At 62.7% G+C, this 3,569-nt stretch carries 4 protein-coding genes and 1 pseudogene; 2 read left to right on the forward strand and 3 right to left on the reverse strand.

Annotated features, from left to right (window positions below):
• Window positions 1–46: 46 nt before the first annotated feature.
• Entirely contained in the window at window positions 47–952 is a 906-nt protein-coding gene (locus tag EOB59_RS34040) for a S1C family serine protease (RefSeq protein ID WP_013530631.1), read from the forward strand.
• Window positions 953–1,048: 96 nt separating this feature from the next.
• On the opposite strand, the pseudogene EOB59_RS37260 reads toward EOB59_RS34040, so the two are convergent.
• Window positions 1,049–1,192 (reverse strand): annotated as a pseudogene (locus tag EOB59_RS37260) (SDR family NAD(P)-dependent oxidoreductase); the annotation flags it as partial.
• A 111-nt stretch (window positions 1,193–1,303) separates the two neighbouring features.
• Complete coding sequence (locus tag EOB59_RS34050; RefSeq protein WP_128290256.1) at window positions 1,304–1,918, reverse strand: hypothetical protein; 615 nt, start codon at window positions 1,916–1,918, stop codon at window positions 1,304–1,306.
• A gap of 249 nt (window positions 1,919–2,167) precedes the next feature.
• Between EOB59_RS34050 and EOB59_RS34055 the strand changes: the two genes are divergently transcribed.
• Window positions 2,168–2,767, forward strand: coding sequence for a YdeI/OmpD-associated family protein (locus tag EOB59_RS34055; RefSeq protein ID WP_127396892.1), 600 nt, complete (start codon window positions 2,168–2,170; stop codon window positions 2,765–2,767).
• A 305-nt stretch (window positions 2,768–3,072) separates the two neighbouring features.
• Here the strand turns inward: EOB59_RS34055 and EOB59_RS34060 are convergent, their stop codons facing one another.
• A complete protein-coding gene (locus tag EOB59_RS34060; protein ID WP_164762488.1) occupies window positions 3,073–3,384 on the reverse strand; it encodes a hypothetical protein in 312 nt (103 codons plus the stop codon).
• Window positions 3,385–3,569: the final 185 nt, after the last annotated feature.

The following is a 3,569-nucleotide window of genomic DNA, read 5'->3' on the forward strand; positions in this document are numbered from 1 at the left end:
GGCATACCTATAGAAGATGTCGCCAAAGCCCATCCAGGACAAAAGCATGACCATCAATCCCAATCCGCGCTCGGTCGTTGCCGTGCGGGCTACTGTTCCCGAAGATGCCTTTACAGCCGGGGCGCTTGGCACGCTCAGGGAAGGCAGCGGCGTCGTCATTCGCAATGACGGGCTGGTGTTGACCATCGGCTATCTCATCACCGAAGCGGAAGAGGTCTGGCTGACCAGCCATGACGGCCGCGTCATCCCCGCGCACGCGCTCGCCTATGACCAGGAATCGGGCTTTGGCCTGGTGCAGGCGCTGGCGCCGCTCGGCCTGCCGGCCGTGGCGCTGGGCGATGCCGGCAAGGCCAGGATCGGCGACGCCGTCGTGCTGGCCGACGGCATCGGCCAGTCGGTGCAGGCCAGGATCGTCACCAAGCAGGAATTCGCCGGCTATTGGGAATATCTGCTCGACGAGGCGATCTTCATTGCGCCCGCGCACCCGTCCTGGGGCGGTGCCGGGCTGTTCGGCGCCGACGGCTCGCTGCTCGGCATCGGCTCGCTGCGCCTGCAGATGAGCCGCAACGGCGAGGTGGCCGACATCAACATGGTGGTGCCGATCGATCTGCTGCCGCCCATTCTCGACGACCTCCTGACGCGCGGCCAGGTGGCCAAGCCGCCGCGCCCGTGGCTCGGCGCCCTGTCGGCCGAAAGCGACGGCAGGGTGGTGGTGATGAGCGTGACCGAGGGCGGCCCGGCGGCTAAGGCCGGCCTGCGTCAGGGCGACATCATCTCCGACATCCGCGACGGCGCGGTCGACGGGCTGGCCGATTTCTATCGCAAGCTGTGGGAGAGCGGCTCGGCGGGGGCGGAGATTCCGATGCGGGTGCTGCGCGACGGCCGCGAAACCTGGCTGCGCGTCAAATCGGCCGACCGCGGCAGTTTTCTGAAAAAGCCGCAGCTGCAGTAGACGCGTCGATGGCGTCCGCGATGTCATCGGGTTGCCAATTCGCCCGACGGGCAGCCGCTCGGCCATCGCGGTCTCCAGCCCGGCGGGATTGCCCAGCGCCTCGCGCGCCTGTCGCAGCCGGTTCTCGCCGCGACCGGCGATGATCACCTCGGCCCCAGCCTCACTGCAGCGTCGGGCCAGCGCCAGACCCATGCCGGAGCCGCCGCCGACGATCAGGATTTTCTGATTTGAAATGCTCATTCGCTCTGCCTTTGCTTGGATGGAGAAGGGCAGGGAATTGGCAGTTCGGTACGGCAAGTGAAAACGGAAGAAACCGATAGCGCTATCGGAAGCGCCGATGATGCAGGGCGATCAGTTGCCGCAAGCGGTGAAGGCAGCGCCCGGGTTCCAATCCTTGAAAGCGATGGCCTGGCCTTCGACCGAGACGGTCTTGTGCTTGGTGCTGCCGTCCGGCTGCTTCTCGCTGCCGGTGCCTTTGCCGGTCAGCACATTGTACTCGCAGGCGCTTTCGGCATTCTCCTTCAAATAGTCATCATGGCTATAGGCGAAGCCGGCGACGATGAAGGCACCGTTGCGCCAGGCGATGGTCAGCGTCATGTCGGTCCGTTCGCTTCCGACCGGCATCGCTGGCAGGTAGAATTTGATCGAACCGTTGGGCAGCATCGTCAGTTCCGGCTCGGTGTCGGAGTTCTCGTAGCCCGGCCGGTCGTAGCCGTTCCATTCCCCGTGGATCTGCTCGTGCACGATCTCGACAGGCTTGAGGTAATTGTGCTCCTTGTCCCTGAGGAAGAAGTGGACGTCCATCGGCTGGCCGGGCTCGGTCTCGACCACCATGGCAAGATCGACGGCGCCATCGCCGTTGAAGTCGCCAGTCACAGCCGTGACGATTTTCCGGGTTTCGATCGGCTCCGCAAGGGCGAGGCTCGGCAACAGCAAAGATAGAAAAGCTAGCAGCAGAGATTTCATGGTGGCATATTCCCCCAGACTGACACCTTGCGGTCCTATAGCATGGCGGTGGAATATCGCGCGCCCTCTCTTCTCCCCGACGAAGTCGCGCGGCGATGCTTTCTTCGCTTTGTGGTGACGCAACTGACGAAAACTGACAGCGATCTGTGCCACATGCCGGGCGATGACGATGGGCGCAATGCGGGGCAATACGACAGTGGGAGCAGGAACTATGGTGGCGCGAGCGGCACTGAACAAACAGGCCGGCTAATGGCGCCGGTCAAGGTCGATCCCGACAAGGTGCACGAGTTTCCGGATGCGGGCAGCTTCTACGCGTGGCTCGGCAAGCACCACGCCACGGAAACCGAAGTGTGGATCAAGGTTCACAAGGTGGGGTCGGGACTGAAGTCGATCACGCCGAAGGAAGCCATCGACGTGGTGCTGTGCTTCGGCTGGATCGACGCGGTGCGCAAGGGGCTGGACGACAAGAGTTTCCTGCAGCGCTACACGCCGCGCAGCCGGAAGAGCATCTGGAGCCTGATCAACATCGACAATGTCGCGCGGCTGGTCGAGGAGGGCCGCATGACCGAGCATGGGCTCAAACAGGTCGAGGCGGCCAAGGCGGACGGGCGCTGGGCGCGCGCCTATGGCAGCGGCAAGGAGATGAAGATCCCCGATGATCTGCAAGCGGCCATCGACGCCGAGCCCGCTGCGAAGGCGATGCTCGAAAAACTCAGTGCGCAGAACCGTTTCGCGCTCGCCTTCCGCACCCACAACATGAAGACCGAGGCCGGGCGCAAGAAGAAGATCGAGGCGTTTGTAGCAATGCTGAAGCGCGGCGAGACGATCCATCCGCAAGGCAGGAAGTAAGCCGCTCAGGCTCTTTCTGCGGCGAGGGGTATGCGTTGCGCATGCGGCCCGCCACCCGATTCCTGGGCAGATTGCGATCGGCACTCAGCGTCGCATGAAGTGCTTCAGTATCTGAATCGCCGAATTGTTATAAGCATCTGTTTTTGTGCGGATTTGACAGGTGTCTGTCGCGCATTTCCTCCGGCATTGCGTAGCCAAGAAAAAAGCCGCCCTCGCTTTGCGAGTGGCGGCCTTTTCCCGGGAGGAAGTCAGGAAGGAGGGGCAATCAAGCAGCCTTGGCGTGCTTGATGGTTCAAAGGCAGATACTATTGGTTCAAGTCGACCGGCGTCACGCCAAGGAGTTTCAGGGCGTTGGCGTAGGTCCTGATGCCTTGTGCCTGTTTGCGCTCGGCACAAAACCGGTTCGCCTTGTCCTGGAGCGCGGTTGCCTCGGCGATCTGGCTCGCACTGGCACCGGGTTTGGCTTTGGTCTGGATGGCTCCGTCGAGTTGAAGACCGAGCTGGCTGCAATATTCGCTCCGGGTGACCGCTGCTTCCGCACCCGATTGTGCGACCGCCAGCATGGCGAGCGAAATGCCTGTCAGGGCACCCATCCATCCGGTCGAACGTCGTTGCATGTTTTGGACCATTTCTTCGCGTTGTGCAGCAGCCCGCTTGACCGCCGCGAGGGTGGTTATGACAGGCGATGTTTTCGCGAGCTTTTCCCGGATGTTGTTTCTTGTTTCTGGAGTGTGTCTGGGTGGGTTGTCCCTTCTCCCCCTGTGGGAGAAGGTGGCCTCGCGAAGCGAGGTCGGATGAGGGG

The organism is Mesorhizobium sp. M7A.F.Ca.MR.176.00.0.0 (assembly GCF_004023165.1).
Taxonomy (GTDB): domain Bacteria; phylum Pseudomonadota; class Alphaproteobacteria; order Rhizobiales; family Rhizobiaceae; genus Mesorhizobium.